The sequence below is a fragment of the Commensalibacter papalotli (ex Servin-Garciduenas et al. 2014) genome, from assembly GCF_000527695.1.
Classification (GTDB): domain Bacteria; phylum Pseudomonadota; class Alphaproteobacteria; order Acetobacterales; family Acetobacteraceae; genus Commensalibacter; species Commensalibacter papalotli.
Genome location: NZ_ATSX01000001.1, coordinates 1435467 through 1458500 on the forward strand (window position 1 = coordinate 1435467; position 23034 = coordinate 1458500).

A 23034-nucleotide genomic window follows, 5' to 3' on the forward strand; every position below is an offset into this window, starting at 1 on the left:
ATATATTATTTTGATAATAAAATATTACACCACAAAATCATCAGACTTAATCGTATCTTCTCGCTCTGGACTGGTAGAGATAATGCTGACTTTAACCCCTGTTAGTTCTTCAATACGTTTAATATAGTTATTTGCAGCATCAGGTAGGCCATCACGGCTTCTGACCCCATATGTGCTTTGATCCCAACCAGGCATTGTTTCATAAATAGGTTTTAAACGTTTTTGAGCTTCCAGAGTATATGGAAAACGATTAATTTGCTTACCATCCAACTCGTATCCAACACAGATTTTAAGCTCTTTTAAACCGTCCAAAACGTCCAATTTCATAATGGCTAGACCATCCAAGCCACCCACTTGCACCGCACGTTTAACCAATACTGCATCAAACCACCCACAACGACGAGGGCGACCCGTTACAGTTCCAAATTCAAAGCCTTTTTCGCCCAAATATTTACCCACATCATCAAACAATTCTGTTGGAAAAGGCCCAGCGCCAACACGTGTTGTATAAGCTTTGGCAATCCCAAGTATATATCCCCCTGCACGAGGGCCTGTGCCACTGCCAACACCTGTTTGAGAAGGAACAGTATTAGAGCTGGTCACAAAAGGATAGGTTCCATGATCCACGTCAAGCATAATAGCCTGAGCACCTTCGAACAGAATAAATTTATTCTGTTCCAAAGCAGTAGCCAATATTTCAGGAACATGCGCCATAAAAGGTAATACTTTAGGGGCAATATCAGCCAAATATGCCAAAGTTTCCTCTTTGGTAAATATTTTTTCACCCAAAGAAGCTAATAACGCATTGTGATGAGCCAGTAACTCGTCCAAACGCCAATCTAATGTTTCTGGTTCTGTTAAATCACATAAACGAATAGCACGGCGTGCTACTTTATCTTCATAAGCAGGACCAATGCCACGACCTGTTGTGCCAATCTTTCTGTCCCCTCTTGCTTTTTCACGAGCTTGATCCAATGCCACATGAGAAGGTAGAATCAAAGGGCAATTCTCAGCAACTTTTAAAAATTCAGGCGTAATTTCAATATTTTGATCTTTAAATCGTGCAATTTCATTCAACAATGCTTGAGGATCAACCACAACACCATTACCAATAATACTGGTCTTTTTACGTACAACGCCAGAAGGAAGCAAAGAAAGTTTATAACTTTCCCCGTCAATCACCAATGTATGCCCAGCGTTATGCCCACCTTGAAAACGCACCACAACATCCGCATGACTGGCAAGCCAATCAACAATCTTACCTTTTCCTTCATCACCCCATTGAGAGCCCACGATGGTAACACTGGACATAAAATTTTTCCTACTAAATATATTAAAAAGTTAAGTTAAACCAACAATAATGCAATATTTAAATTACTCAGCAACCGCTTGTAACTCTTTACCCTGCAAAATGTAATTACAATTTAAACGACAAGCTTCTGCTTGAGCATCCTCATCTGCCGTTAATCCCATAATCAGAATATACCCATCCTGACGCAGACTAGTTAACTCTTGTATTGTATGACCAAAGGGAACAAATACACGTTCACGTATATGTTCATCAAAATTAATTAATGGTAATAATAAATCTGGACGTAAAGTTAGCCCACAAGCTGGCTCACCATTATCGGATAAATAACGACCACCGCGCCCAACTTCACCACTAACACCATTAATATAGACCGAAAAACATAATCCCGTATGATAGTTCCATCCACGAAACTCCACAGGATCAATCGTTAACTGCAAATCTGGATTATGCGCTTGCACGGCTTCTACTACTGTTAATAAACGATCAAATATTTGTTGTGCTTCTTGGGGTAAATCTAACCCTTTTAACATGTTAATTGCACGATCAGCAGGGCCTGCTGCTTGTAACATGGTTGTTAAAATACCAGACAAACCGCCACCATATTTTTGAACAGCTGCCACATCTTTACGATCCAATGCACGCATCAAAATTTTAGTTTGCTGTTCATCAAAAGATTCTGTTTGAATAATCGTATTTGCCAATTGAGGCATCATTAAATCAATAGATATAGAAGGAAGAACATCTTCCATCGCTAATGCAGCGGCAATAATTGTAATAATTTCTGCATCAGCCTGAGGACTATCAACGCCAATAAGCTCTATTCCCGCCTGCAATATTTGTCTTGCAGCACTATGTTTTGCACCGCTAACCAATATACATGGCCCAGCATAAGAAAGACGCAATGGACGTGGAGAATTAATTAAACGTGTTGCTGCAATACGAGCAATTTGTGGCGTAATATCAGGACGTAACCCCATCATATAATGGGTTTCTGGGTCCATAACGCGAAATGTTTGTTCAGCAATCCCAGACCCTGCATTTGCCAAAAGGCTTTGTTCAAATTCTAACAAAGGAGGGCTGACACGTTCATATCCATAATCATTAAATGCACTCATGATCCATTGGACTAGACTGGCTTCTGCCTCTGCATCCGAAGGTAAAAGATCACAAAACCCTATTGGTAATAGAGCATTACTCATTTCCAAATCTTCAATCATAGAACCGTGCTTTACCCTTGCCTTATTAAACAATAACTTTTATTGATATTAGTATGTAGATTTAATAAAAGCAAATGCCCAATCCAGCCACGGCAATAATAATTTAATATCCGTCGTTTCAACCGTAGCACCACCCCAAATTCGCAAGCCCAAAGGTGCGTCTCGATAACTGGCCAAATCATAACCAGCCTTTTCGGTAGCAAGTAATTTCGTTATTTTTGAAAATACAATTTTTTGTTCTTTATCGTCTAATCCCACAAACCAAGGATCAACAATTTTTAAACATATTGAAGTATTAGAACGAAACTCTTCTTTACTGGCTAAAAACTCTACCCACGGTGCTTGAGCAACCCACTGAGAGATCTCTTTTAAATTTTGATCACAACGTTTTTTTAAACCTGGTAACCCACCCATAGATTGTGCCCAACGCAATCCATCAAGAGCATCCTCTACACACAACATAGAAGGCGTATTGATGGTATCACCTTCGAAGATTTTATCGTTTAATTTACCTTGCTTTAGAACACGGAAAATCTTAGGTAATGGACGTAGCTGCTCGGTTTCTTCCAAACGCTTTACAGCCTTAGGAGACAACGCAATCATACCATGTGCGGCCTCTCCACCAAGGGCTTTTTGCCATGACCACGTTACCACATCTAACTTCTCCCATGGTAAATCCATAGCAAAAGCTGCCGAAGTTGCATCGCAAATAACTAAACCATCACGATGTTGAGGAATAAACTCATCATTCGGAATTTTAACCCCAGAGGTAGTCCCATTCCATACCATGACCACATCATGTGCCCAGTTAATCTGTCTTAAATCAGGTAACTCACCATAATCAGCATGCAATATTCTTGCATCAGATAGTTTTAATTGCTTAACAACGTCTGTAACCCATTCAGCAGAAAAACTATCAAAAGAAAGCATATCTACAGGACGAGAACCCAAGATTGCCCATAATGCCAACTCTACTGCACCCGTATCAGAAGCAGGAATAATTCCGACTTTCCAATCTTTGGGAATCCCTAATATTTCAGAAGAAAGAGTAATAACCTCATTTAACTTTGCACGTCCCTCACCTGAACGATGAGAACGTCCTACTAGTGCATCTTGTAATGCACTAAGATTCCATCCTGGGCGTTTCGCACATGGACCAGAGGAAAAACAAGGGTTGTTCGGTTTTTGATTGGGTTTTGTAGGTAATGAAGACATCGGCATAAGGTTTCACAACATATGGTGCATATTTATATGCAATTTGGTGCGAAAGGGGGGATTTGAACCCCCACGCCTTGCGGCGGTCGATTTTGAGTCGACTACGTCTACCGTTCCGTCACTCTCGCTTTATATATGTTGTCTTAGCAGATATTCCTATCAAAAGACAATGTTCTTTTAAAAAAAAATAAGAAAAATTGCAAGGGATTTATTTTTAATTACTTATTATTTTTTTATGCAAACCAAAAATTAAACAAATCTTCAAATATAAGTTGGTTTGTAGCAATGGTTTATCCCCTAATTTACGTTAAAATCCTACAATTTAAGTAAATTAAATTAACATTCATTATTTTATTTTCTATTTGACTCTCTTTATTAAATTTGATCAGATAATACACATAAATAACATTCTATTTATTACTTAATGAATAGGCTCTATTAATAATATACATCTTAATTTGTTCATCATATTAATTAATATAGGGATTTGTTTTCTTTATAATAAAGCATTAGTTCAAATTTAAACAATAAGGATCAGATAAATGAAAGTAGCCGTTGGTGGCGATCATGCTGGTTTTACCCTTAGACAAGCGGTAATCCAAATTATAAAAGACCTAGGTCATACACCTGTCGATTTTGGATGTTATAGTCTGGAAGAAACGGATTTTCCTGGTTATGCTGAAAAAGCCTGTCAATCAATTATCAATAAAGAATGCGAAAGAGGCATTCTGGTTTGTGGATCTGGGGTTGGCGTCTCAATTGTTGCAAATAAAGTCCCCGGTATCCGAGCCTCTGTATGTCATGATTATTATCTGGCACATCAATCCGTAGAACATGATGATGTTAATGTCATGTGTTTCGGTGGTAAAGTGATAGGAGAATGGTTGGCTGCTGATTTAGTCAAAGCGTTTCTTGATGCAAAATTTAGTGATAACAAAGATATACGCAGACGCGTAACACAAATGAATGATATTGAAGCAAAATATAGCTCTAAAGAATAACAAATATCAACTTTGATATTTTAAACTGAATATTTTCTTCTTTCCATCAAAACAAATGCAAGTATACGTTTAGGTGGATAGAAGAGATTTGTATTTAAGTGCATATCATTAAATATAATTAAAATTGTGTATTCTTTTAATACTATTTTAAAAAATTCATAATATGAATTTATAAAATCTCGGTATATAGATTTTACGTGATATTTAACCCGCACTCATCTCATAAAAATCAACACGATGTTTAAAGAATTTCTCAACTTATATCTTTAACTACACATGAACCATTTTTTTGTGTTTTCTTTATATATATCATTGCATAAACTGCTTCTTATCAAAATCCATGAAATATAAAACAGTTTAGAAATAGTTTTATGACGTCATAATCTTGCAATATTCTAACTAAATTACGTATTAAACAATTTTCCCTGAAAATACACTAACGTTATTTGCACAAGACTTTCGATCTATAATTTTCACCTGTAATTTTAAAAGTATAAAATAAATATATTTTTAATATGTATTTTCAACTTAAAGTATAGTATAATAATACTATATACATACTTACAAGTTTAAAGTAAATATATATATATACTTTTTAAAAACTAAATATATTTTTAATTATTATTTAATAATAAAAGGAATTTACAATGGAAACACTTTCCGATGCTGATATTTTCGTAAAAAATACAGCTAAAACAGTTGATAATTTATACTATCCTACTTTTCATGTTGCTGCAGAATCTGGTTGGATTAATGATCCAAATGGTTTGATTTATATCAATGGTTACTATCATTTTTTCTTTCAGCACTATCCATACAGTGCTGAATGGGGTCCCATGCATTGGGGACATGTCATCAGTAAAGATTTAGTACATTGGGAACATCTTCCAATTGCGCTTTATCCTGATCAAGATTACGATCGTGGTGGCTGTTATTCTGGTTCTGCTGTGGATAATAACGGGGTATTTACCTTAATTTATACAGGTAATGTATGGTTAGGGGCAGAAGGCGATGATACTCATATTCGCCAAGTACAGTGTATGGCAACCAGTACGGATGGGATTAACTTTATTAAACATGGTCCTGTATTATATCCACCAGAAGGTATTATGCATTTCCGCGATCCTAAAGTATGGCGAGCAAGAGATTCGTGGTGGATGGTTGTCGGCGCACGTCCACAAACCAACCTTGGCGAAGTCAGGTTATACCAATCTCCAAACTTAACCGATTGGACATTTGTAAGAATATTAGACCAAGCCACAACATCCCAAGAAGGCTTTATGTGGGAATGCCCAGACTTCTTTAACGTTAATAACAAAGATATCTTAATTACATCCCCCCAAGGCATTGATGCCCAAGGATATGATTATCGTAATCATTTTCAAAGCGGTTACCGTTGTGGTGTATGGGAGAAAGATAGCTCTTATACTGTTCAAGAAGAATTCAAAGAAATTGATCATGGACATGACTTTTATGCGCCACAATCTTTCACAGCAGCAGATGGTCGCCGTATCATGGTTGGTTGGATGAATATGTGGAATTCCACCATGCCGACACAAAAACAAGGTTGGGCTGGTGCATTCACGCTTCCTCGTGAAGTCAATTATAATGAGCATGGGCGTTTACTATGCACACCAATTACTGAGCTAGAACAACTTAGATCAGATTATAATGCTTTGAAACCATTTTCACTAACCAATATGCGTGTAGGTTTAGCAACGCAATATCAAGAGTATAAAATCTCTTTTGATTTAGCTAAAAGCACTGCTGAACGATATGGGTTTACCATTGGAGATGGCGCAAAAATATTTATCGATTCACAATCTAAACGCCTCGTTCTAGAACGCTTAAGCACAGATTTAACGCTGAATACAGAGCGAAGCATTCCTTTGATTGCATGCTCAAAAATTAATTTGCATATTTTTGTTGATGCTTCTTCTATTGAGATCTTTGTGAATGATGGAGAATATACTTTAACCAGTAATTTCTATCCAAGTGCTGGAAATAATACAGTAACTTTTTATACAGAAAACGGTAAAGCTGTGGTCTCTAGTGTAGAATGTTGGAAACTTGCTAATATTTTTTCTAGCTGTTCAGAATAAATATAGATAATAAATAGCCCCTCTCTTTGATAAAACTTACAATAGAGAGAGGCTATTAATTATAATTTCAATTGAGTTTCCATATATCGTTTTACGAAGATTTAATAGCATCGTGTTTGCTTGAAAAAGAACCAAAATAAATCGTAAAAAACAAGCAAATAAAAATACAAAAAATACCAACCCATCCAAGCAAAGACACATGTTCATTAATCAACGTAATCGCCAAGAAAATAGCAACGACTGGTTTAAATAACGTTAAAGTGGTTGCAATACTTGCTTTCACTTTGCGAAGACCATAACCAAAACAAACATGTCCCAAAAACATAGGGATACATCCTATATAAAGCCCCGTAAATAGATTATGCCATGAAGTTAATAATGGTCTACCTGTTATGAATAACAATGGAAGCAATAAAATTCCTGAAATACCTACACAGCTTGCCACGACAACATTAGAGGGAATATTCTTTTGAATAAGATGCTGTGCAATCCATGAATACAGAGCATAAGCAAACCCTGCAAATATACCTAATACAACACCCACTATCAAATATGGATAGCTTTGCAAATCATGGACAGAATTTTTCGATATTGCCAATAAAATAATACCGATTACTCCTAATCCAGCACCAGCGATTTGATGGTACGTAATACGTAATCGACTTATAACGGCTTCAATAACAATGGACATAATCGGTGTAGAGCCAATTGTAACACTGTTCCCTATAGCAACCCCTGATAAATGCATAGATGTGTAAAATACCAATGGATAAACAGCCAAAGCGATACTGCTAACAAGAATTAAAAACCAATATTGCCGAATAATATTATAATTTTTTCGAATAGCATTATGGTTAAAAAGAAATTGCAATATTCCACTTAAAACCATAGCAACAGCACCAATAGCCAGGGGACTAACTTGTGGGGAAAAAGCCGCAGCCACCCCTGTCGTCCCCCATAAAGCAGATGCTATCAAAATACACAAAATTCCAGAAAATTGATATTTTTGATCAGAATTCATGATGTATAATCAGTATGTTGTTTATTTATGAATATCAGCTTTCATTTCTTCCAACATCAGCGTCATAGAGGCTTTGGCCCAGTTTAATGGCGTAATCGGACTTGGAGCTTCCCAAAGCTCTCCGTTATCTGCAATAAAATTATAGCTTTCTGGCAAAGCCATTGCTGCTACTGGTTTTGCATTTGCACCGATCATATTCGGCCCAGTAATTTGTGCCAAAGCATGATTCATAGAGCGAAATGCCAATGCTTTGTAATGGGGATTTTTATTTTCTTCATAAACCATCAAAGCAGCCTTTGCATACCAAGAATCAAAAAACCATTGTGCCTCGGTTCCTGGGACAAATTGTTTTTTTCGTTCTGCGTGACTAGCACTGTCCGTATCGGTTTTAATATTATGAAACCAGAAATTAGCAGACTGATAATTATCATTAAAATAACGACGAATACCAATATCGCCCATTAAAGGTGCCACGATATCTAACACTTGTTCTTTTTGTTTAATCGTTAAGCGATGCAAACGAGCAGGATAAATTAAATTCAATAATGCTGCATCAGCCTGACGATAACGGGGATCCGTTTTAGGATAATCAGGGGATTCCCCACCCATTGCTAATTGTTTATCAATTCGTAAATATCCCAAATCAACCAAACGCAATAAATTTTCAGAATTGATAAAATGTTCTAATTTAAGGGTTTTAGCACGGTCTTGCAAAGACTCAACAAAAGGCTTTTCAACATCTGATGGTTTGGCAATCATTTTTTGTAGGTTTTCTAGAGCAGATGTTACCAATGCTACAGAAGACGTATTTAACCGCGCGTCCTCTTCCCATGCACCAGAATCTTCCATTTGATCAAAACGCGCTTTATCCAAATACCCTACTAAATAAATTAATGCATCCAAACGCTTATCTTTATTCCATTCATCAGCTGTAATTTTATGATCTTTGACTTCTTGCAACGTCGTATCCAAGAATAGCCCCAAAGCATCATTTTGTTTATGAGTCCAGGGCTGCGGTTTACCCTTTTCTTGTACATCTTCAAATTGTGCGGATGCACTGTTAAAACGTATATGGGGCACATTCATTTGACCATCTTTATCATTAACCAACGCAGGATTAAGAATAATGGATTTCATTCTGTCAATTTGATGAGACGTTGCCATGTAATCCCACAAAGTTAACAAGACTTGATGTGCTTCAGATCTTGTGTCTGCTTGACTATCCAAGGCTAAATACCCCCAAACACTATCTCTTAACCAAATTGCATCATAATTGGTTTCAGATGCCATATCCTGAGAAGCAAAACTGGCCGCTTGTACAAATGTCCCCCAAGGATGTTTCGTCACGGCAATTTGACGTGTTTCTTGAGTCATTTTAATAATGGCATTTAATAATACCTCGTCGTACTGATTTTTTAAAAGGGGAATGACCGATGGAGAATGCACAAACAAAGAATAAGGCTGTACATCGCCTTGGCCTGCAAACATAATTACACTATGCGCTGATGATTTTTGCAATTGTTGTACGTATTTTGAATATACTAAATCTGATGAAACTTGATTAGATTTAGCCATTGCAAAAGAAACAGTTCCTATCAACCCAGAACAAGCCAAGCGTTTTACAAGGCAATAAAATTCTTTTATATTCCACCGTTTTTCCCTTTTAATATATTTATTTTATTGACAAAATTTACTTTAAATATGCTCTGCCTTTTTAGAAAACAAGTCAATATAAAAGCATGTTATGCCATGATTAATTCCTTGATCTGCCATAAAATTTTAAACTTAATTTAATCTATTATTCGTTATCATTCTTCAATTTTTAAGGGGAAAATCACAAAATATTTAACATGAAATAAAGACCTATCCTTATTTTATATGATAGTGTTAGCAATAAGGTCTTAATTTATAGACCATACATATATAACTAAGGAAAAGATCATGAGCTTTAATAATAAAACAATTATCATCACTGGTGGTGCCAGTGGTATTGGCAAAGCAACCGTCGAACAATTTTGCAAAAAAGGTGCCAATGTTGTTATCGCAGATTTAAATGATAAAGAAGGACAAACCCTATCCGATAACCTTAATAAATCTGGGCATAAAACCCTCTTTGTAAAAATAAACGTAACCAGCGAAGATGAAAACAAGGCATTAATTGAAAAAACTGTAAAACATTTTGGTGGTTTGGATATCGTGTTTGCTAATGCTGGCATTGCTAATGATGGCCCTATTGATAAACTCGATTTTAAACATTGGCAAAAAACAATTGATATTAACTTAACGGCTGTTTATTTATTAGACAAATATGCCATCGAATATTGGTTAAAACAGAATAAACCTGGCGTTATTGTCAATTGTGGCTCTATTCATTCATGGGTAGGAAAACAAGGCGTTACAGCCTATGCTGCCTCCAAAGGTGGTGTCAAATTATTAACTCAAACTTTGGCTATTGACTATGCCGCCAAAAATATCCGCGTTAATGCGGTTTGCCCTGGTTATATTGATACACCATTATTAAGTACACTACCTCCTGATATCAAACAATCCCTTGTAGATTTACACCCCATTGGTCGCTTGGGAAAACCAGAAGAAGTTGCCAATGTTGTTGTATTCCTTGCCAGCGACGAAGCAAGCTTTGTTAATGGAGCGGCCCTTCTTGTCGATGGCGGTTATGTCGCGCAATAAAATAATACATATTTGAATAATACTTCAATTAGGAACGGAAATAACTTATATTTTACTTTCTAATTGAATATAAATTCATCAATATTACTAATAAAACTCTAATTAAAATTACCTTTTTATATTTATCGATTACAATAATATGATTTTTTAAATTATTACTTACTCTTTATTATATATTTAATGCTTTAAGTATAATAAAGGAAACATACATGAAAAAAGCTTTTGGTGCCTCTATTTTCTCTATCACTATCTTGATGTCATTACATAATAATGTTGCCCTTGCAAATGTAGTACAACCACCAGAAACAAGACAAAGTGTTAAGGCTAATGCTGGGAATGGGTTCTACTATCCCGCCAACCGATGGGCATATCAACATATGCAACAACTCTATCCATCTGCCAACATAGATGGCCAACATTATTCAACTGGGTTACCAAAAACACCTCAAAACCTAGACGATCTGATCGTCAAAGACGGAAAAGGAAATCACGTCAAACTCACTCAATATTTGGCTGAAACTTATACAGATGCATTTATCGTAGTAAAAAATGATAAAATTATTTACGAAAAATACCTTAATGGACAAAATAACAGATCCCGTCATCAAATGATGTCTGTGACGAAATCCATCAGCTCCACCGCTATTCAACCTTTGATCGATGAAGGTAAAATAGATCCTAATGCAAAAGTCACCCAATATGTTCCAGAACTTGCAGATTCTGCTTGGGCAGATGCAACCGTTCAACAAGTCAGAGATATGTTGGTCAGCCTTGATTATACTGAAAATTATGACGATCCAAAATCAGGATTTAATAATTACCTAAGGGCAATGGGTTTTGCAGCCCCTGATGCTGAGCAAAATGATACAATCGGTATCCATAAATTCCTGCAAGGAATTAAAAAAGGCAAAGGTGAGCACGGAAAAATATTTAATTATGCAACCCCAAATACTGATGTTCTATGTTGGATCGCTCAAAAAGCCTCTGGGAAAAGTGCTGAAACCTTGATTGATCAAAATCTGTGGTCAAAACTATCAACGATACGGGACGCCTACATCCTTGTTGATCGTCAAGGACAAGCTTTCTGTGGTGCAGGATCTAATTCCACAGCAGTTGATTTAGCCAAATTTGGAATGATTATGGCAAATGATGGTAAATTAGGAAACCAACAAATTGTCAGCAAAAATTATGTTGATGAAGTTATCAAAGGTGGTTCTAAAGAAGCATTCGATAACAGCCATTACGCCCATTTTGAATCAACTAAAGGGTGGACATATAAAGATCAGTGGTGGATCAGAAATAACCCTAATCATGCTTTTGCCGCTGTAGGTATTTACGATCAAATCGTTTATGTTGATCCAACAGCAAAAGTCGTAGTCGTAAAACAAAGTTCCAGAAAAGTAGCTGAAAAAGACGATGACGATACCGCTGTATATACTGTTATTGATACAATTATTAGCAAATTAGATCATAAATAAGCTGTTAAAAGCAAAATACATATATATTATAGATTAATTTATTGTATCTTGATTTATATTTAGAGTGATAAAATATCAAATTTTTATCACTCTTTATTGATTATAAAATATATACAGTGCGTTTAATAAAAACTACAGAACATATTTGGTAAAATTATACGGGTGCAACTATTATGAAGACACCCATTACATCTATATTATTGATATTTTTGTTTCAAATATTTTTTACTGCTGCAGCTGTCTTATATTTATAGTAACGCTTAGGATTTTTATCATCATCCACGACACTATCCATTCCTGAAAAATTAGGATCAGCAGAAATATCTGTATCTATAACCAACTTTCCTTCTTTGTTTTTAGTATAAGCACGCATTTCATAAAAATCACAATAAATACCCAAATTACGAATTTCCCAATTTTGCATTACGAATATATAATTTTCCTTATGGATCTGAGAAAAAAACACTGAAGCAATCTCTACACAAGCTCCATTCTCCTCATATTCATCAACTTTTTCTTTTTAAAGTTTATTATCTTTTTTATATTCTAACATGAAGGCAACCGTCTGACAGCTATCATCAGGGGTTGCATCATTTTCTTTTTCAAAATAGATTTTACCCTCTGAGTATAAATTTGTTTTAAATGGGCCTTGAATAATCTCATTAGGTGAAACTTGAGCATAACCAAGAAAACTATAAATTAAACCAGCCAAAAAAAGTTGAATACACAATTTAACCGTTACAAATTTTATTCTCGCTTTTGACTATTTTTTTCCAAACAGTACAAAATGCAACACTATATTTTGTAAACATAAAAATATAGATCAAACCTTTATAAACAGTATTAAAACTGAAAAATTGTTTCTTATAATTTTTTTCACAACCTTAATAGTTTGATTGATCTATTACTTAAATAATTCATCTTCATCTGTATAAATAACAACTATTTATTCGCCTTATTTTAATCCTTACAAGACTCTCTTATGTCATGTCTATTTAAATCAAAATATCAGAAAACAATTCCTATTCATTCATCACAATTCGATTTATATTACCGCCATAAGTAATGTGAGTATCCATTGTGAATAATATTTTCAATTTCATTAATCAATTTTTTGCTTTATTAGCACCAATTACCGATGCCATTTGGGATTTTCCAACCAATATTGGTTGGTATAAAATGATCCCTATTTTAGGACAATTCTCCTTTCCTGTTCTTTTACTCATTGGTGTTGGAATTTACTTCACCATTCGCACTCGCTTTATTCAACGACACAGCTTTGGTCCTGCAATAAAAATAATGTTAGCCAGACAACCATCTCAACAAGGGGTCAGTGCTATCGGATCATTTATGCTTGGGTTGGCTATGCGTGCAGGACCAGGGAATATTGTTGGCATTACAGGAGCCATCTCCATTGGCGGGCCAGGCGCACTCTTTTGGATGTGGGTCGCGGCCTTTTTTGGAATGGCATCTGCGTTTACAGAATCAGTATTGGCGCAACTTTTCAAAGAGAAAAAAGGTGACGAGTTTGTGGGTGGCTTACCTTTTTATGGAAAACGTTTACTGGGAAATAAACGTTATGTTGGGTTATTTTTATCCTGTGCATTTATAACCTACGCACTGTTTAATATTCCAGCACAAACCTTTAATGTTTTCTCTGCCATCAGCAGTATAGCACAAGCAGCAACAGGTCAGCATTATAGCCATCAATCCACATTATATTATACGATTGCAGTCATCTTGGTCGTGGTATGCACCTTTATTATCTTTGGTGGCATTCGCCGTGTGGTTGCGTATTCTGATGTCCTCGTCCCTATCAAAGCTGTTATTTTTATTGGCATATCGATTATCATCATCGTGATTAATTTTCCTTTAATTCCTTACTTTTTCCGTGAAGTCGTGGTCGGAGCCTTTGCCCCTCATGCCATTTTTGGTGGAGCCATCGGTACTGCCCTTGCGCAAGGTGTAAAAAGAGGTCTGATGTCCAATGAAGCAGGTCAAGGAACCATCACGATGGCAGCAGCTATTGCCAATAACCGTCACCCTTGTGAGCAAGGATTAGTGCAAAGTTTTGGGGTCTTTTTTGACACGATGGTGATTTGTACAATGACGGGCTTTATCGTCATTATGGCACATGTATGGACTGGCTCTGTTGACGGTGTGATGTGGGAGTCCGTTAGAGCTTCAAAAATCACACTCTATTTGATTTCCGTTAAAACACTGGTGCCAACATCCCTCGCCAAGAGTGTTGAGATCATTATGTGTGCATGTTATGGATTATTTGCATTTACAACATTATTAGGCATGATCTCATTCGCCGAGATTTCAGCCAATTTCATTTCCAAGAAGCATGGCTTTATTATAGTCATTCGCATTTTGGGATCGTTGGTATTTGTTCCCTTTGGAATTTTAACCATCTTGGCTGGTCTAGAGCTGGGTAATTTATGGTATATCTCTGACCTCATGAATATCATTATGGTTTATATCAATATTCCTCTGTTACTCTTGGGATTACCGTTTGTATTAAAAGCATTAGCTGATTATCGCAAAAATAAAGTAACAGCATTTAACTCTGAAGAATATGGGTTTACGACTGAATGTTGGGATGGGAAAGATAATGGTACATAATAAAAAATTATGCTATAATTAGAGCATTATTAAAAAAATTGATTTCATACTATTTTACAATTTAAAATAAAACATTATATAAAGCGCATAAACATGAATATTTTGATACAAATAGCAAATAACCTGCTATACATATTACTACAAAGGAAAGGAGCTTACGATGTCCGAAACATTCTCTCATCACCCCATTCCTCATAACGGCCACGATGTGGCTGCAATTGCTAATGAATTTTTAAGATTAGCAAGAGAAGAAGGTATAACCTTAACCAATATGCAATTACAAAAATTGCCTTATATTGCACAAGGATGGAGCCTAGCCTTACGCAACAAGCCTCTTATTGAACAACCTGTAGAAGCTTGGCCTTATGGTCCTGTTTACCGTAAATTATACAACGCATTAGCACAGTACGGTTCTGGCCCTGTTAAGGATTTTATTCACGAAAATGATAGTAATCGAGATATCACAATAGAAACCAGAGGTCCTCGAATAACAGGTGATTTATGCGATGACGACCTTGCTTTAATTAAAGCTGTCTGGAATAATTATCGTGAATGCAATGCTTTTAAACTCTCTGCTTTAACTCATCAACCTGGTACACCTTGGAGTAAAACTCAAGAAAAAGGAAACAGAGAAATCCCCAAAGACCTTATCAAGGAACATTATGAGCAACTTTTAAATTGCGGTGCATAATAGAACGATGAACAATTCAACCTCTTCATCAAACAATCAAAAGAATAAGTATGAAGAGGCTATTGCCGAAGCACAAAAAAATGAAAATAAAACTCCAAGCCTAACGGAAAATCCAAAACATCAAAAAAGTGAAGAACTTTTTTATGATAATGCGGCAAAAGAATATGACAAATTTAAAAACATAAAAATATTATTTAAGAAAGTAGAAGAACTCCCTGAACTTATTAATCAAAGGTATAAAAGAAATACAAACCTCCGAAGCAAATGCGCTTTTTGGATGATTTTATATCTTTATCTATTTTCTCTTTCTTGTTTTGCTATTATCTTCCTACAAGCATTTCATTATAGAGGTTTTAATTTAGACAAAATCGCTATTACAACTTTAATTGGCGGCTTTGCAGCCAGTGTTATTGGGCTTGTACAAATCATCCTTAGAGGTTTGTTTTTATCAGAAGAGAAAAGTATCAACCAACAAATAAAAAACTCTAATAAAAAAGACAAATCATAAAATGCTTATCTATCTCTAAAAATAAGCACTTTAATACCAAACCTCTACACCCCCAACATCAGACGAATATTCTGTATCGCTGCACCAGAAGCACCTTTACCCAGATTATCAAAAATTGCTGTTAATACCACCATGTCTTGACGCGCATTACTATGTACACGTAATTCCATTTTATCAGTCAGTGCCAATTGATCGCCTGATAATTTTGCTGAATCTTCATCAATAAAAGCAACCGTTTCTGCATTTGTGTAATGCTGTTTTAAACACTGTCTAATATCACCAACACTGGCTTGCTTTGACAAAATATCCAAATGCAACGGAACAGAGACAATCATCCCTTGAGCAAAATTCCCTACAGAAGGAACAAATATAGGTTCACGGCTTAATCCTGCGTAATGCACAATCTCTGGCAAATGTTTATGTTGTAAATTTAAACCATACAACATAAAAGGCGGTGCATTTTTTTTCACTTCATACGAAGCAATCATTTGCTTGCCCCCTCCACTATACCCACTGATAGCATTGATCGTCACAGGATAGTTTTTATCCATGATCTCTGCTTGCACCAAAGGGTGCAGCAATGCAATCGCGCCACTGGAATAACAACCAGGATTAGCAACCAAAGGTGCTTTTTTAATTTTCGCTGCTTGATCTTGATCCAACTCTGCAAATCCATAAACCCAATCAGGATCAGTTCTGAACGCCGTGCTGGCATCTAAGACCTTGGGTTGATGTCCTGACAAAGATTGAACAGCAGCCACAGATTCTCGTGATGCATCATCAGGCAAGCATAAAACCACCAAATCCACTTGTGCCATCATGTCTAAACGGACATTCATATCATGTCGTTTCTCAACGGGAATAGAGCATACTTGCACAGGCAATTTTTCTAGTCGTTGACGAATGCCTAAACCCGTTGTTCCATATTCACCATCAATGAAAATCTTTGGCATTTTTGACATCATGCACCTTTGACTTTAAATAAATTGAATTTTAAATATACACAATAAAAAAGGCGGTGAAAAGTTTGACCCTTCCCCGCCCTTTTGAAATACAAAACTGTAAATCTTAACGTTTGCTGAACTGGAAAGAACGGCGAGCTTTTGCTTTACCGTATTTTTTACGTTCAACAACACGTGGATCACGTGTCAAGAATCCAGCAGCTTTCAATCCACCGCGTAATTCTGGCTCATAGTTACAAAGCGCACGGCTTAAACCATGGCGAACTGCACCAGCTTGACCAGAAAGACCACCACCGCTGACGGTACAATAAATATCGAATTGTCCAAGGCGATTTGCAACTTCGAAAGGTTGGTTAATCAACATGCGCAAAACTGGACGAGCAAAATATACATCAACAGCACGACCGTTTACAGTAATTTCACCTTTACCAGGCTTAATCCATACGCGAGCAACTGCGTCTTTACGACGACCTGTTGCATATGAACGACCAAATTGGTCACGTTTTGGTTCACGAATAACAGTTTCTTGTGCCAAAGGTGTATTTACAACAGCCTCTTTAAGATCTGCCAAACCACCAGTACGTTCTTGTGTTTCTGACATAATTCTTAGGCTCCAACAGCTTTGTTAATAGTGTTTTTGCGATTTAATGCAGCAACATCCAATTGTGTTGGTTGTTGTGCTTCATGAGGATGAGTTTCCCCAGCATAAACATATAAGTGTTTCATTTGTTTACGTTGTAACGGCCCACGGCTGATCATACGTTCAACAGCTTTTACCACAACGTGATCGGGATTTTTACCAGTCAAACGTTGAGTAATGCTACGTTCTTTAATTCCACCAGGAAAGTTGGTGTGATAATAGAACTTTTTTTGCTCAACTTTTTTACCAGTTAACGCAATTTTTTCTGCATTAATAACAATAACATGATCACCACAATCAACATGTGGTGTATATTGTGCTTTGTGCTTGCCACGAAGGCGATTAGCGATAATAACAGCAAGGCGACCTAATACGATGTCTTTTGCATCAATAAGGATCCAATTTTTTGTTACTTCCGCTGGTTTTATCGAAATGGTTGTTTTCATTAACTCTAAATTCCGTTAATTATCAGCATTATGAATTAGACCTTGTTTTAGCGTAAGAAAGGATTTCGTCAAGCAATTTTTAAAAAAATGTTAATTTTTATTGTTTTTCAGTGCTTTTTAGCGCGGTATCCTGATACCTTATCTTTAATTTTTCCTTATAAATCAATGTGAAACCCTTATGAATCTGTTCTTTTCCCTTCCACAAAAAATACATGTTATCGGTGCTTCTGGACGATCTGGTTTGGCTTTGATCAAAGAATTACAGAATCATGGCTGTACTGTCATCGCTTTGGTCAGATCTCCAGAAAAGTGGCAACAAACAAATATTGACTGCGAATTTAGGATAATTGATTTAAAAGGACCATTGAGCTTGTTAACAAGCGCTCTACAAGATGCCACACATATTGTTAGTACAGCTCATGCTCGTCATGCATCTATCATTATAAAAGCTGGCCCCAAAGAGGCAACTTATATCTTTTTAGGCAGCACTCGTAAATTTACTAAATGGCCAGATTCGCATGGCAATGGCGTGCTTGTTGGAGAGCACGCCTTTTTAAAAAGTGAGCGCACAGGCATTTTTTTACATCCCACAATGATTTATGGCAGCCAAGGGGAAAATAATGTGCAACGCCTAGCTAAGATCCTTAAGAAACTGCCTGTTATTCCTTTACCTGATGGTGGCAAAGCTCTTGTCCAGCCTATTCACCAATCTGATGTAACGAAAGCAATTTTATCAGCTTTATCCAAAGACTGGAAAGAAGCAAATAGCATTGTAATAGCTGGCGGGTCAGTCATCTCTTATAAAGAATTCATACAAATTATAATGTATCATGCCGGAATTAAGCCAAAAGCTTTTATTCCCTTACCTATTTCCTTGTTAAAAATAGCAGCATTTTTTACGAAATTTGTTCCATTTATTCCTACTATTGAACCTACAGAAATCCAAAGACTAGTCGAGGATAAAAATTTCGATATTACAGAAATGGAAAATAAGTTGAGCTTTACACCGATTCCTTTTTCAAAAGGAATAGAACAAACAAAGCTATAAAACTTTAAAGGGAAAAAAGATGGGGCGAACGACGGGGATCGAACCCGCGACCACTGGAACCACAAACCAGCGCTCTACCAACTGAGCTACGTCCGCCACAATCTGAGAAACCATTTACTATATTTCTCAGGTTGTCGTCAATTGTTTTTATTAAAAAAATATAAACTCAAGATAATTATCATGATAAAAGTTGTCTATCCGCTAAACAGATAGCCCTTATCATTAGATATTTAGCTAAATAACCTATGAAAATTTAAGTATTGTCACTTAAAATTTGTTGATAAGACTTACCACCAGCTAACTGATCTTTAACCATATTTAACCATATTTGACCATATTTAACCATGCGGTATCACTATCTGTAGCTGAACGTCCATAAATTTTTTGCAATAACTCTTTAGCCGCATAATCACCTAGAAAACCATGAGCTTCTTGTGATAAAAGCTGTTGATAGGTCATACCATTACCCAAACCATCTTTCATGGCATTCAACCATCCACTATCACCATCCGTAGCTGCACGACCTAATATACTGCTCATTAATTGCCTGGCCGCATAATCACCATGATACCCATGTGCGTGCTCATATCTTACCCACTGAGCATCTTTACCCTCAGCAAATCTGTCTTGTGACCAAGTAATATCTTGTTCCGAAGGATTAACACCCATATTCGTTAACATATTTACAACAGCTTCACGGACTGATGGACTAAAGGCAAAATCATTACGAATATCAGACATAGTTGATACCCGACTAACATACGCTGGGGACTTATCATATGTTATAAAATTAAACTGTGATAATTGAGACTGCTGATCTCTAATCGTCGATTCGCTTACATCGTGTCCCATTATTGCTTTATCCAACTGTGCAATTCGATTGTATGCTTCCTGAGAATAAACTACTTTATCAATCTCTGGCTTTAATTTACCTGTAAGAACAATTTTATTTGTATCAGCTTTTTTTATTTCTTGTTTAGTAGGCTCTCTTCCTAACACATCCTTGTAAATATCAGTTAATAAATTTTCATAAACGACTGACAATGGCTGCAGTTGTCCATCATAAAATCCCATCGGGGGGGGGAATAATTATAGGTTGACTCATTGGTGAGATTAACGTAAAATCTTTACCTTTAGCAGCAATATTTAAACTTTGGTTTTGTTCATTACTTGGTGTCAACGCAGTCGTATTCATTTCAGCACGCATCAGATTCGTTGTTATATGAGACAAATCTTTTTGGTACCAATCATTTCCTGATTGTAAAATTGTGATCTTTTGTGCTTCATTTACATCATTATGACCCATAATGAACGAATGCTCTTCAGATTGCTTGTTATCTACGTGAACAACAGATCCATCCATAGAATCTGATATTGATTGATGAGTTGGAAATAAAATAGATTCAGACATTATAAGCTCCTAGTTAATAAAAATTACCTCCATAATTTAAGATTACTTATGAATAATCAATCGAAATTATTGCATGTAAAATAATATTATAATATTAAAACAATTTGAGTTTTTTAAGCAACAACCCTATAATTTTCTATTAAATTGTACAGCTATTTATCATAAATAAACCGTAAAAGAATGGTCGTAACCTTTCCCTTACGGCTTAAACAATTCGTTTGATGATTATGAATAAATATTCTTTCTAAAAGTCGATCCGTGCGGTAACTTTGAAATAGCGTCCTGGTTGGCTGTAAAATTGTTGACGCATACCGCTTGCTGATTGTCCAATTGGTAAAGAGGTTGCATTATAATATTTTTTATCAAACATATTATACATCCCTGCTTGAATTTTCAGAGGCTTATAAAATGCAGGACGATACCAACCTGTCCAATCAAAAATTACATATCCTGGCGTATTCCACTGTTTGCTTGGAGTACCAGTACTGGTCATATATTTTGCATTGTCTCGTGCAATCGCAAACGTACTGGATAGATCACTTCCCCAATTTTCTTGTTTATAGCCAAAACCAACAATACCACGGAAAGGTGCAACGGAAGCCAGATTATAATCCATATCGGTATCTCTTCCCTTCGTATAAGCAAAAGATCCCCAGCTGTGCCAATGTTTATCAAATTCCCAATTAACATTCGCTTCTAATCCATAGATCCGCACAGATTTCAGGTTTGTATACCCAAAACATTGCATATAACTACATGGGGTAACCCCCATCATATCGATGAAGTTTTTATAATAATTGTCATAAAACGCAACATTAGCCCCACGTTTTGAATCACCATATTTTAAACCAACTTCCCATCCACGACCATTTTCTGCTTTTAGATTAGGATTGCCACTCGCAGAATAAAAAGGAGCAGTACTATAAGATAAATATTGCTCTGTTGCCGAAGGCGCACGATAAGATTGTGAATAAAGCGCATATGCCGTCAATTTCTTTGCCACTCTTGCCTCTGCCAAAAATTTTGGAGAATAACGAGAACCGCTGGCACCTGATGATGAGCCTGTATAACCTGGGTTATTTTGATAGTCTTTTGTATCGTGAGGATCTCTTTTATAATAATCAAACCGAACACCAGGGGTTAAGTGCAACCAATCATTTTTACCCAAAGAGATCCTATCTTGCAACATGGCACTTAAATCCGTACCATGAACATCTGGCATATCAGCATAATTATTATGTACAAATGGACTGGGGGTTGCACGCCAACCACGTTGCTTTTGACTTGTATCAGATAAATAAGCCTCTCCACCAAATGTAATCGCATGATGCACTGAACCCGTATAGGCATTCACGGTCGCAGAACCCAAAGCACCATAAGTTTGAGTATTCAGCTTCAAATCCTGCCATACATTACTTGCGGGGCGTTTAGAATTATAATTTGTTGTATTCGTCATGGTATTTTGATCTTGCCAATAGGCCGTAAAATGCCCTTCACCGAAAAGATCTTTTGGATTTTCAGCAATATAATCATAATTCGCACTAAACCGAGAGCGTTGGTTTTCTGTATTCGTATGATAATCTTGTCCAACAGCTGTTTGAGAGGTCAATGTATGTTCATGATTATTTAAATCATACCATTCCCCCGTAAGGTCTAAACGATGTCCACCAGAAAAATAATGCCTTATTTTACCCAAAAAGCTACCTTGGACATAATGTGCAGGATTTGCCTTGGTTCGGTTTTTCCCTTGCCCACCTGTTTCGCCTCTATTGCCAGTTTCGCTGCCATTTTGATAACCACCAGATAATAAGAATAACGTATTTTTATATCGTGCAGCAAAAGATTGATTTAAAATTGCAGCCTCTTTTTGCCCAGCATAAGTTGCTTTTGTAGAATTCCCGAATGTTTTTCCTGGTTTTAAAATATCCTCTGGGTTTAAAGTGCGAAACGCCAAAACACCACCCAAGGCCCCTGTTCCAAAAAAGCTGGAATCGGAACTTTTAATGATATCAATACCGCCCATACTATTAAAGTCGAAATAACCTACCCCACCTTGTTGAGTAGGCGAACCGCCTGCATAAGCACCATCATTCGAAAAAGGTTGTCTTATTCCATCAACGGTCACCAACACACGGTTGCGATCCAAACCACGCATATTTAAGCTGGAGCTATCCTCATTAAAATTAACAGAGGCATCAACACGTCGTGAGAAATCTTCCAAGTCATCAATTTGACGGTCAATTAACGTTTCTCTATTAATTGTTGTGGTTAAAACGCGTGATTTTCCAACATTTGTATAGTCTTTATCAGGATCGACTTTGGCTGCATCTAAGATAGGATCAGACTTTCCTTTGACCACAACTGGGCTAAGGTTAACATTGGTTGCTGTGTCGTCAGAACTTGATTGTTGCGTCGTTAAATCAGACGAACTTTGGGTTGTTTGCGCAAATGCACCAATTGATGTTAGGCATAGAAAACTAGATGCCATTAACCAGGATGCTTGTGTTTTTGCTAAGAAATGCGTTTTCATTTTAATCCACAGATTAGTTTATTTATTAATGAGAATGATTATTAGTATCAATGATTAGCTAAATTATATAAAATTGTCAAATTAAATGAGAATAATTATTAAATTCAATATATATTGCAAATCATTCGCATATACT

General features: G+C 36.3%; 21 protein-coding genes and 2 tRNA genes. 8 read left to right on the top strand and 15 right to left on the bottom strand.

Annotated elements, in window-relative coordinates:
* Positions 1-24: 24 nt before the first annotated feature.
* The 4 genes from COMX_RS06490 to COMX_RS06505 form a co-directional block, all read right to left on the bottom strand.
* Positions 25-1311 (bottom strand): adenylosuccinate synthase, encoded by a 1287-nt coding sequence (locus COMX_RS06490; RefSeq protein ID WP_034338325.1) that lies wholly within the window; start codon positions 1309-1311, stop codon positions 25-27.
* A 63-nt stretch (positions 1312-1374) separates the two neighbouring features.
* The gene (locus COMX_RS06495; RefSeq protein ID WP_034338327.1) at positions 1375-2529 is read right to left on the bottom strand and encodes an ATP phosphoribosyltransferase regulatory subunit; all 1155 of its coding nucleotides are present in this window, start codon (positions 2527-2529) and stop codon (positions 1375-1377) included.
* A gap of 48 nt (positions 2530-2577) precedes the next feature.
* Complete coding sequence (locus COMX_RS06500; RefSeq protein WP_371827976.1) at positions 2578-3744, bottom strand: phosphoserine transaminase; 1167 nt, start codon at positions 3742-3744, stop codon at positions 2578-2580.
* 44 nt (positions 3745-3788) lie between these two features.
* Positions 3789-3872 (bottom strand) — tRNA-Leu (locus COMX_RS06505).
* Positions 3873-4286: 414 nt separating this feature from the next.
* On the opposite strand from COMX_RS06505, the gene rpiB reads away from it, so the two are divergent.
* Together rpiB and COMX_RS06515 are read left to right on the top strand one after the other, a co-directional pair.
* Entirely contained in the window at positions 4287-4745 is a 459-nt protein-coding gene (gene rpiB, locus COMX_RS06510) for a ribose 5-phosphate isomerase B (RefSeq protein ID WP_034338333.1), read from the top strand.
* Positions 4746-5392: 647 nt separating this feature from the next.
* A complete protein-coding gene (locus COMX_RS06515) occupies positions 5393-6847 on the top strand; it encodes a glycoside hydrolase family 32 protein (RefSeq protein WP_034338336.1) in 1455 nt (484 codons plus the stop codon).
* A gap of 91 nt (positions 6848-6938) precedes the next feature.
* Here COMX_RS06515 and COMX_RS06520 read toward each other — a convergent pair whose 3' ends face one another.
* Both COMX_RS06520 and COMX_RS06525 read right to left on the bottom strand, forming a co-directional pair.
* Positions 6939-7868 (bottom strand): DMT family transporter, encoded by a 930-nt coding sequence (locus COMX_RS06520; protein WP_034338339.1) that lies wholly within the window; start codon positions 7866-7868, stop codon positions 6939-6941.
* 21 nt (positions 7869-7889) lie between these two features.
* Positions 7890-9443, bottom strand: a complete 1554-nt coding sequence (locus tag COMX_RS06525) for a hypothetical protein (RefSeq protein WP_235176785.1) — start codon at positions 9441-9443, stop codon at positions 7890-7892.
* 366 nt (positions 9444-9809) lie between these two features.
* Between COMX_RS06525 and COMX_RS06530 the strand changes: the two genes are divergently transcribed.
* Both COMX_RS06530 and COMX_RS06535 read left to right on the top strand, forming a co-directional pair.
* Positions 9810-10556 (top strand): SDR family NAD(P)-dependent oxidoreductase, encoded by a 747-nt coding sequence (locus COMX_RS06530; protein ID WP_034338344.1) that lies wholly within the window; start codon positions 9810-9812, stop codon positions 10554-10556.
* A gap of 209 nt (positions 10557-10765) precedes the next feature.
* Positions 10766-12034 (top strand): serine hydrolase domain-containing protein, encoded by a 1269-nt coding sequence (locus COMX_RS06535; protein WP_051461932.1) that lies wholly within the window; start codon positions 10766-10768, stop codon positions 12032-12034.
* Positions 12035-12248: 214 nt separating this feature from the next.
* Here COMX_RS06535 and COMX_RS06540 read toward each other — a convergent pair whose 3' ends face one another.
* Positions 12249-12500 carry a hypothetical protein gene (locus tag COMX_RS06540; protein ID WP_152534168.1) on the bottom strand — a complete coding sequence of 84 codons (252 nt, stop codon included), beginning with the start codon at positions 12498-12500 and terminating at the stop codon, positions 12249-12251.
* A gap of 54 nt (positions 12501-12554) precedes the next feature.
* The gene (locus COMX_RS06545; RefSeq protein WP_034338350.1) at positions 12555-12764 is read right to left on the bottom strand and encodes a hypothetical protein; all 210 of its coding nucleotides are present in this window, start codon (positions 12762-12764) and stop codon (positions 12555-12557) included.
* A 350-nt stretch (positions 12765-13114) separates the two neighbouring features.
* On the opposite strand from COMX_RS06545, the gene COMX_RS06550 reads away from it, so the two are divergent.
* The 3 genes from COMX_RS06550 to COMX_RS06560 all read left to right on the top strand — a co-directional run bounded on the left by COMX_RS06550 (position 13115) and on the right by COMX_RS06560 (position 15861).
* Complete coding sequence (locus COMX_RS06550) at positions 13115-14662, top strand: alanine/glycine:cation symporter family protein (RefSeq protein ID WP_034338353.1); 1548 nt, start codon at positions 13115-13117, stop codon at positions 14660-14662.
* A 160-nt stretch (positions 14663-14822) separates the two neighbouring features.
* Positions 14823-15353, top strand: a complete 531-nt coding sequence (locus tag COMX_RS06555) for a Panacea domain-containing protein (RefSeq protein WP_051461933.1) — start codon at positions 14823-14825, stop codon at positions 15351-15353.
* 7 nt (positions 15354-15360) lie between these two features.
* The gene (locus tag COMX_RS06560; protein ID WP_152534169.1) at positions 15361-15861 is read left to right on the top strand and encodes a hypothetical protein; all 501 of its coding nucleotides are present in this window, start codon (positions 15361-15363) and stop codon (positions 15859-15861) included.
* A gap of 44 nt (positions 15862-15905) precedes the next feature.
* Here the strand turns inward: COMX_RS06560 and argC are convergent, their stop codons facing one another.
* The 3 genes from argC to rplM form a co-directional block, all read right to left on the bottom strand.
* Entirely contained in the window at positions 15906-16823 is a 918-nt protein-coding gene (gene argC, locus COMX_RS06565; RefSeq protein ID WP_084051532.1) for an N-acetyl-gamma-glutamyl-phosphate reductase, read from the bottom strand.
* A gap of 106 nt (positions 16824-16929) precedes the next feature.
* Entirely contained in the window at positions 16930-17424 is a 495-nt protein-coding gene (gene rpsI, locus COMX_RS06570) for a 30S ribosomal protein S9 (protein WP_034338361.1), read from the bottom strand.
* 5 nt (positions 17425-17429) lie between these two features.
* Entirely contained in the window at positions 17430-17909 is a 480-nt protein-coding gene (gene rplM, locus COMX_RS06575) for a 50S ribosomal protein L13 (protein ID WP_034338364.1), read from the bottom strand.
* 178 nt (positions 17910-18087) lie between these two features.
* Here rplM and COMX_RS06580 point away from each other — a divergent pair, with 178 nt between their 5' ends.
* Positions 18088-18957 carry an SDR family oxidoreductase gene (locus tag COMX_RS06580; RefSeq protein ID WP_034338367.1) on the top strand — a complete coding sequence of 290 codons (870 nt, stop codon included), beginning with the start codon at positions 18088-18090 and terminating at the stop codon, positions 18955-18957.
* A gap of 20 nt (positions 18958-18977) precedes the next feature.
* Here the strand turns inward: COMX_RS06580 and COMX_RS06585 are convergent.
* The 4 genes from COMX_RS06585 to COMX_RS06600 form a co-directional block, all read right to left on the bottom strand.
* Positions 18978-19053 (bottom strand) — tRNA-His (locus tag COMX_RS06585).
* A gap of 222 nt (positions 19054-19275) precedes the next feature.
* The gene (locus tag COMX_RS06590) at positions 19276-20001 is read right to left on the bottom strand and encodes a hypothetical protein (RefSeq protein ID WP_152534170.1); all 726 of its coding nucleotides are present in this window, start codon (positions 19999-20001) and stop codon (positions 19276-19278) included.
* Positions 20002-20017: 16 nt separating this feature from the next.
* The gene (locus COMX_RS06595; RefSeq protein ID WP_034338373.1) at positions 20018-20368 is read right to left on the bottom strand and encodes a hypothetical protein; all 351 of its coding nucleotides are present in this window, start codon (positions 20366-20368) and stop codon (positions 20018-20020) included.
* Positions 20369-20612: 244 nt separating this feature from the next.
* A complete protein-coding gene (locus COMX_RS06600) occupies positions 20613-22898 on the bottom strand; it encodes a TonB-dependent hemoglobin/transferrin/lactoferrin family receptor (RefSeq protein WP_034338376.1) in 2286 nt (761 codons plus the stop codon).
* Positions 22899-23034 lie beyond the last annotated feature (136 nt).

What these genes read in the sequence shown, in the direction of transcription:
- COMX_RS06595 (WP_034338373.1), bottom strand. Translation starts at nt 20,368, where the DNA reads ATGTCTGAATCTATTTTATTTCCAACTCATCAATCAATATCAGATTCT.
- COMX_RS06555 (WP_051461933.1), top strand. Translation starts at nt 14,823, where the DNA reads ATGTCCGAAACATTCTCTCATCACCCCATTCCTCATAACGGCCACGAT.
- COMX_RS06490 (WP_034338325.1), bottom strand. Translation starts at nt 1,311, where the DNA reads ATGTCCAGTGTTACCATCGTGGGCTCTCAATGGGGTGATGAAGGAAAA.
- rplM (WP_034338364.1), bottom strand. Translation starts at nt 17,909, where the DNA reads ATGAAAACAACCATTTCGATAAAACCAGCGGAAGTAACAAAAAATTGG.
- argC (WP_084051532.1), bottom strand. Translation starts at nt 16,823, where the DNA reads ATGTCAAAAATGCCAAAGATTTTCATTGATGGTGAATATGGAACAACG.
- COMX_RS06515 (WP_034338336.1), top strand. Translation starts at nt 5,393, where the DNA reads ATGGAAACACTTTCCGATGCTGATATTTTCGTAAAAAATACAGCTAAA.
- COMX_RS06580 (WP_034338367.1), top strand. Translation starts at nt 18,088, where the DNA reads ATGAATCTGTTCTTTTCCCTTCCACAAAAAATACATGTTATCGGTGCT.
- COMX_RS06535 (WP_051461932.1), top strand. Translation starts at nt 10,766, where the DNA reads ATGAAAAAAGCTTTTGGTGCCTCTATTTTCTCTATCACTATCTTGATG.
- COMX_RS06560 (WP_152534169.1), top strand. Translation starts at nt 15,361, where the DNA reads ATGAACAATTCAACCTCTTCATCAAACAATCAAAAGAATAAGTATGAA.
- COMX_RS06525 (WP_235176785.1), bottom strand. Translation starts at nt 9,443, where the DNA reads ATGGCTAAATCTAATCAAGTTTCATCAGATTTAGTATATTCAAAATAC.
- rpsI (WP_034338361.1), bottom strand. Translation starts at nt 17,424, where the DNA reads ATGTCAGAAACACAAGAACGTACTGGTGGTTTGGCAGATCTTAAAGAG.
- COMX_RS06530 (WP_034338344.1), top strand. Translation starts at nt 9,810, where the DNA reads ATGAGCTTTAATAATAAAACAATTATCATCACTGGTGGTGCCAGTGGT.
- rpiB (WP_034338333.1), top strand. Translation starts at nt 4,287, where the DNA reads ATGAAAGTAGCCGTTGGTGGCGATCATGCTGGTTTTACCCTTAGACAA.
- COMX_RS06500 (WP_371827976.1), bottom strand. Translation starts at nt 3,744, where the DNA reads ATGTCTTCATTACCTACAAAACCCAATCAAAAACCGAACAACCCTTGT.
- COMX_RS06600 (WP_034338376.1), bottom strand. Translation starts at nt 22,898, where the DNA reads ATGAAAACGCATTTCTTAGCAAAAACACAAGCATCCTGGTTAATGGCA.
- COMX_RS06495 (WP_034338327.1), bottom strand. Translation starts at nt 2,529, where the DNA reads ATGATTGAAGATTTGGAAATGAGTAATGCTCTATTACCAATAGGGTTT.
- COMX_RS06520 (WP_034338339.1), bottom strand. Translation starts at nt 7,868, where the DNA reads ATGAATTCTGATCAAAAATATCAATTTTCTGGAATTTTGTGTATTTTG.